Annotated in this window: 7 protein-coding genes, 1 tRNA gene, 1 pseudogene and 1 CRISPR repeat array; of the genes and pseudogenes, 4 read left to right on the top strand and 5 right to left on the bottom strand. The window is 29.6% G+C overall.

Annotated features, from left to right (window positions below; genetic code table 11):
* Window positions 1–260, top strand: a 260-nt coding sequence (locus BMZ74_RS13945) for an IS30 family transposase (protein WP_143070193.1), incomplete at its 5' end; no start/stop codon positions are given.
* A gap of 101 nt (window positions 261–361) precedes the next feature.
* On the opposite strand, the gene BMZ74_RS13940 is transcribed toward BMZ74_RS13945, so the two are convergent.
* Complete coding sequence (locus BMZ74_RS13940) at window positions 362–994, bottom strand: TetR/AcrR family transcriptional regulator (protein WP_089862815.1); 633 nt, start codon at window positions 992–994, stop codon at window positions 362–364.
* Window positions 995–1,182: 188 nt separating this feature from the next.
* Window positions 1,183–1,259, bottom strand: a tRNA-His gene (locus tag BMZ74_RS13935).
* 234 nt (window positions 1,260–1,493) lie between these two features.
* Window positions 1,494–1,825: a CRISPR direct-repeat array (repeat unit 37 nt; unit sequence GTTTCAATCCTTGTTGTAATGGATTTAGTCATTAGAC).
* A gap of 402 nt (window positions 1,826–2,227) precedes the next feature.
* Here BMZ74_RS13935 and BMZ74_RS13930 point away from each other — a divergent pair.
* The 3 genes from BMZ74_RS13930 to BMZ74_RS13920 all read left to right on the top strand — a co-directional run bounded on the left by BMZ74_RS13930 (window position 2,228) and on the right by BMZ74_RS13920 (window position 4,192).
* Window positions 2,228–2,794, top strand: a complete 567-nt coding sequence (locus BMZ74_RS13930) for a hypothetical protein (RefSeq protein WP_089862814.1) — start codon at window positions 2,228–2,230, stop codon at window positions 2,792–2,794.
* Between the two features lie 230 nt (window positions 2,795–3,024).
* Window positions 3,025–3,228, top strand: coding sequence for a hypothetical protein (locus tag BMZ74_RS13925; protein WP_089862813.1), 204 nt, complete (start codon window positions 3,025–3,027; stop codon window positions 3,226–3,228).
* A gap of 22 nt (window positions 3,229–3,250) precedes the next feature.
* Window positions 3,251–4,192, top strand: coding sequence for a DUF1848 domain-containing protein (locus BMZ74_RS13920; RefSeq protein ID WP_089862812.1), 942 nt, complete (start codon window positions 3,251–3,253; stop codon window positions 4,190–4,192).
* 56 nt (window positions 4,193–4,248) lie between these two features.
* Here BMZ74_RS13920 and aroC read toward each other — a convergent pair whose 3' ends face one another.
* From aroC to BMZ74_RS13905, 3 genes and pseudogenes are all read right to left on the bottom strand, one after another.
* On the bottom strand, window positions 4,249–5,349 hold the full coding sequence (gene aroC, locus BMZ74_RS13915; protein WP_089862811.1) for a chorismate synthase: 1,101 nt from the start codon (window positions 5,347–5,349) through the stop codon (window positions 4,249–4,251).
* A gap of 182 nt (window positions 5,350–5,531) precedes the next feature.
* Window positions 5,532–5,687, bottom strand: a pseudogene (locus BMZ74_RS14800) (aspartate/glutamate racemase family protein); the annotation flags it as partial.
* Between the two features lie 77 nt (window positions 5,688–5,764).
* Window positions 5,765–6,003 (bottom strand): transposase (locus BMZ74_RS13905; protein ID WP_143070192.1); only part of this gene is annotated, 239 nt, incomplete at its 5' end.

Here is a 6,003-nt window from a genome sequence, read left to right as displayed (position 1 = left end):
AATTTGCTAATTTACATAATCATGATATTGATGTTTACTATGCTCATCCCTATTCAGCCTGGGAAAGAGGCACTAATGAAAGACATAATGGTCTCATTAGAAGATTTATCCCTAAAGGAGAACAAATAAGTAAATATACAGAAAAGCAAATTCAGAAAATACAAAACTGGTGTAATAATTATCCAAGAAAATTATTGAATTATTTTACTCCAAATGAATTATTTCAAAAAGAACTTCAATCTATCATTAACAGTTTATAAATAGTTTTAACTTTAATATACTTTATAACACTAGGTTTTTCTATGAGTGTTGCATTTAATATTGCAATTTAAGAATAAATATTAAATAGACAAATAAAATTTTATTTACCAGGCTTCATTAATGATAAATCTACTCTTTCTCTTTTTAAGTTTAAAGTTTTATTTAGTATTTCTTCAACTGCACAAAATTTATCCTGATACATTTCCTCTGTTGTAAAATTAGCATAATGACGATGCAAAAATGAATCAATACCCATAAATAAAATTTCTGTTACCTCTTCAGGGTATTCTATTTCAAATTCACCACTTGCTACACCCTCTTTTACTACTTGAGTAAATAAAGGAATAAACTTATTCCAGAATTCTTTATTTCTTTCTTTCATAAATTTAGCATTTTCATCTATCTTAAAAAATTCATAAACTTTGAAATTACCTCTTCTGGTAAAAATTAACCTTAAAATAATTTTTTCTAATTTTTCTAGAGCAGAGTAGGAATCATTTTCTAAAATATATTTTGCTTTCTCTTCAGTATGATTATATCTTCTTTCCAGCAAAGCTGTAATAATATCTTCTTTAGTGTCAAAATAATAGTAGAAAGTTCCCTTAGCTACTCCGGCTCTTTCTGCTATATCTTTGACTGTTGTTTTTTCAAAGCCATCTTCTATAAATAATTTTTCAGCCTCATTTAAAATAGTATCGCGTCTTTTTAATGATTTTTTTGTCCTTTTAGCCAATCTTGATTACCTCCACTTTTTATTGACTTATAGTCAACATAGAGTAATTATATTATAGCATATCTAAATTACAAGTTAAAGTTACATTCTTAAACTAAATTTATTTATCATCTATTTAAAACAGGTTGATAAATATTAAATAGACAAATCAAGATTGCATAAAAAAAGCACCTTTACAGGTGTTTTAATGGGGTGGATGATGGGGCTTGAACCCACGGCCTCGGGAGCCACAATCCCGCGCTCTAGCCAACTGAGCTACATCCACCATATTAAATTTTAACAAAACAACTCCACTCAAAAAATGTACTTTGCAAAGTCGTTTATTACTTGCGACATTTTGTATTATATCAACGTAGTTAATAATTGTCAAGCTCAATTTAAAATTAATTTAATTAACTGCTGCTGCCAGAGATAATTTTGAGCTTTCCTTGGCAATTGTTTTCGAAAAGTTATTCCTATTTCATTAGCTATTGTTCCTGAGTTAAATCAGTTGTTTTAGGTTTCAATCCTTGTTGTAATGGATTTAGTCATTAGACCCCATCAGCTAACCAAGTACCATCAGCTTTGAGTTGCCGTTTCAATCCTTGTTGTAATGGATTTAGTCATTAGACATGGTTTGAATCTTCAATCTCGTCTAACATATGATGTTTCAATCCTTGTTGTAATGGATTTAGTCATTAGACCATCCAAAAAGCAAAAGCGATGGTTATGTTACCAACCAGTTTCAATCCTTGTTGTAATGGATTTAGTCATTAGACAAGAATTAAGAAAAGTGGCCGATGTATTAGATGAAAGTTTCAATCCTTGTTGTAATGGATTTAGTCATTAGACCCGTTTTTAAGCAACCTTCCTGTTATAACAGTTACCACAGCTATTTGTCTAGAAATTTATTCGGCTAAAATTTATGATTTTTGACTGCAAAAACAGTCTTTTTTAGCTAAATGCCGCGACTTTGACCATCCTGACCAAATATGATGTAACTGCAGTTATCAAGGTTCGCAAAAAGTAAAGCAAATAAATTTGCCTCAGAATTTAACTAATTAATTAAAAATTTATTACTTACTACTATAAACTATATTCAATCTTTAAAGTTTAATTCCTGCTTCAAAATAAAATAATTTATTAAATTTTTAACTTGAAATTAAATTTCTTTTTTTATAGAATTTATATTAATATATATTTATTTCATCAAAGCTAAACTTATTCAAAATATATCAGTAAAGGATGAAAAAAATGAAAAAAACTACTTTATTAGTATTGGCTTTTTTATTAATTATTAGCTGCAGTGTTTCAGCAAATGACTTTAGAAATACAAGCTGGGGTATGAGTAAAGCTGAAGTTAAAGAAGCTGAAACTAAAGTTCTAGAGGCCGAAAAAGAAAATTTATTAGTTTATCAGGACAAAGTTTTAGGCTTTCCAACAGGTGTTTCTTATATTTTTGCTAAAGGGAAATTGGTTAGAGCTAAATATTTCATTATTGAAAGCCATGTTGATAAAAATGATTATATTAGTGACTATGCTACATTATTTGAAGCACTAAGAAGTAAATATGGAAATAAATATGAAGATCATCATTATTGGGATAATGAATTGTTCAAAAAATATCCTAAATATTGGGGGCTAGCTGTTAGTCTTGGTCACCACTATTATTACAGCAAATGGAAAACTGATACAACCTCGGTTTTACTTTATCTAAAGGGACAGGATTATAAAACTAATCTCGGGATTGAGTATTCAAGCCGCGAACTCCAAAAGCTAGAGTATGAAGTTAAAAATGAAGAAATAGAACAAAAACTATAAATATTATACTAAATAGTTAATCTAATTAAATTGGCTTTAATTTCCATAATATGTTATACTAATCTTAATAATGATAAGTTAAATTATCATTAAAATGTTTTTTAATAAGCAAGTAAGTTCAATCAACTTAAAAGCTGGCTAAATTTGAAAACTAATCATTTTAATAAACGAGCAATTTATTCAACAAAATGTTTTATCTTTCTACATACCAATTTAAGGAGATGTTAATTATGTATAGATATTTTGTTAATAATAAAGCTCTTAGAGATGGCTACCATGAAGTTCATCACGAAATATGTTTTTTCTTAAAAATAGCTAAAAGCAAAAAAGATTTAGGAGAACATGAAAACTTTCAAGAAGCAGTAGCAGAAGCTGAAAAACATTATGATAAAGTAAAGGCTTGTAAAGCATGTTGTCCAAAATGTTATAAATAATTTTATCGAGACAGGTGATTAAATGATCATAAGTGCCAGCCGCAGAACTGATTTACCTGCTTTTTATAGTAAGTGGTTTTACAATCGAATTAAGGCCCAGTCAGTTATGGTTAGAAACCCATTTAATTATCGACAAATTTCTAAAATAAATTTGTCTGCTAAGTTAATCGACTGTATTGTGTTCTGGACTAAAAATCCTACAGCAGATTTTATAGCTCAACTTGATTTGTTAAAAGATTATAATTACTATTTTCAATTTACTATTAATCCGTATAATAGAAATTTAGAGAGCAGAGTTCCACTAAAAAAACAAATCATCAAAAAGTTTATCACTTTATCACAAAAAATTGGAAAAGAGCGTTTAATCTGGCGTTATGATCCAATAATCTTAACTGATACTATTGATGAAGAGTATCATTATAAATACTTTGATTTTTTAGCAGCTCAGCTGGCTCAATATACAGATAAGTGTATAATTAGTTTTCTTGATAATTATAAAAAAACTGAAAAAAATCTTGCAGAAATAAATTTAACTGCTTTAACTACTACTAAAATGAAAATAATTGCCAGCAATTTAGCTGATTTAGCTGCTAAGTATGATTTAAAACTGGCCAGCTGCGCTGAAGCAGTTGATCTAACTACATTTAACATCCAGCCCAGCAGCTGTATTGATAGTAAATTAATTGAACAAATTAGCGGCTTTAAGCTAACTGCAAAAAATGATAAAAATCAGCGTAAGTTTTGTAATTGTGCAGAAAGTATAGATATTGGCAGTTATAATAGCTGTCTTCATTTCTGTAAATATTGTTATGCAAATTCCCAAAGCGAAATTGTTGAAAAAAATTTTTCAACTCACCAGCCTGAGTCACCACTTTTAATCGGCAATTTAGATTTAGAAAAAGATACAATTAAAGAAAGAAAGTTTAATTCATTTCAAATTAAAAATTTAAAGCTTTTCAATTGAATAATAAATATAAAAGAGCAGAACCTTAGCTAAGGTTCTGCTCTTTTAATTTAAAGTTAGCAGTATATTTTTTGAATATTTTCCAATTTAGCTGTCATGTTTTTTAATAACAAATCAGTTAAAGTCAAAGCAGTCATTGCTTCTACAACTACAACTGCTCTGGGCACAATAATTGGATCATGCCGTCCTTTAATATTTAAATCAATGTTTTCTCCCTGACGATTAATTGTGGGCTGTGTTTTTTCTATTGAAGGAGTAGGTTTTACAGCAACTTGAATTTTAATTTGACTACCATCACTTATTCCTCCTAGAGTTCCACCAGCATTATTACTCTGTTTAATTACTTTTCCCTGCTCATTATAATTATAAAAATCATTATGTTGGTGACCAGTCATTTCAGCAGCTGAAAAACCACTTCCAATTGCAAAAGCTTTAACTGCACCGATTGAAAGCATGGCTTTAGCCAGCAGAGCATCACATTTATCAAAAACTGGATCTCCCAGACCAGCTGGTAAATTATCAACTACACATTCAATCTTTCCACCCGAAGAATTATTTCCCTTAATTAAGCCAGTTAAATACTCTTCTGCTTGTTGTGCTGCTTGTCTATCTGGCATATATAAAAAATTTTTTTGAATAAAATCTTTATCAAAATTAGTCTTTTCAATTGTAACAGGTCCAATTGAATATGTATAAGCTGTAATTCCTATACCAAGTGAGGCCAGGAGTTTACGAGCAACTGCACCGCCAGCAACTCTAGCTGCAGTTTCTCGACCAGATGCTCTACCACTACCCCGATAATCTCTAAAACCATATTTGGCATCATATGTATAATCAGAATGGCCTGGACGATAAACTTCTTTTAAAGCTGAATAATCTTTCGAACGCTGATTTTTATTGTAAATGATTAAAGAAATTGGAGTTCCAGTAGTTTTACCCTTAAATACACCTGATAATATCTCTACTTGATCTTTTTCTTTTCTAGGTGTTGTAAATGGAGACTGACCAGGCTTTCTTCTATCAAGATCAGCTTGAATATCTAATTCTGTTAAATTAACTCCAGCTGGACAGCCATCTATCACCACTCCAAGTGCTTTACCATGTGATTCACCCCAGGTTGAGATTTTAAATAAATCACCTAAAATTGATCCACTCATTTGCTAATCACCTCTTTTTAATAATTTATTTCCAGATTTTTTAACTATATTTAGACAGTCGATTAATATTATCCTATCATTTTAGATAAATTTTTACAACTGTACTAGCTTCGTTAATAGATTATACTAACAGCGATTTTAAAAAGAAATAATAAATTATTAAATCTAAGTAAATAAAAAAGTTATTCTAAAATTAATTCAACGGCTTTACCTGCATGCAGAGCAGTTGTATCAAAGATAGGGAGATCACTATCGGCTGGTTTTATTAAAAGTGGAATCTCTGTACAACCTAAAATTACTCCTTCAGCACCTGCTTTTTTAAGTTTTTTAATTATTTGTGGTTCTTTGACAAATGTTGTGAAATCTAAATAGCACCGTTTGAATCATGTTATCTCTTTGTTTTTTTGAATTACTCTTAAATACTTAGCAATGATAAAAATACTCGGCGTTTTAAGTTTTCAACTTTGGGAACACCGTAGCCAATTCTTTTGATTAATTTGATTTTGTTGTTTAATCCTTCAGCAAATCCGTTGGTTATTCTAGTTTTAAAATAGTTAATAATGTGTTGTTCCCAGCGTTTTACTGTTCCTTTAGCTCTATAGAAAAGATTTAATTTAGACTGACTAACATTTTCATACCAGTTATTTAAAGCTT

Origin of the sequence: Halanaerobium salsuginis (assembly GCF_900114545.1) — a bacterium.
Lineage (GTDB): Bacteria > Bacillota > Halanaerobiia > Halanaerobiales > Halanaerobiaceae > Halanaerobium > Halanaerobium salsuginis.
The sequence above is the reverse complement of the archived record's forward strand: the minus strand, read 5'-3'. Positions and strand labels throughout refer to the sequence as shown.

Coding starts and splice junctions, on each gene's coding strand:
- BMZ74_RS13920 (WP_089862812.1), top strand. CDS start 3,251: ATGATCATAAGTGCCAGCCGCAGAACTGATTTACCTGCTTTTTATAGT.
- BMZ74_RS13925 (WP_089862813.1), top strand. CDS start 3,025: ATGTATAGATATTTTGTTAATAATAAAGCTCTTAGAGATGGCTACCAT.
- BMZ74_RS13930 (WP_089862814.1), top strand. CDS start 2,228: ATGAAAAAAACTACTTTATTAGTATTGGCTTTTTTATTAATTATTAGC.
- aroC (WP_089862811.1), bottom strand. CDS start 5,349: ATGAGTGGATCAATTTTAGGTGATTTATTTAAAATCTCAACCTGGGGT.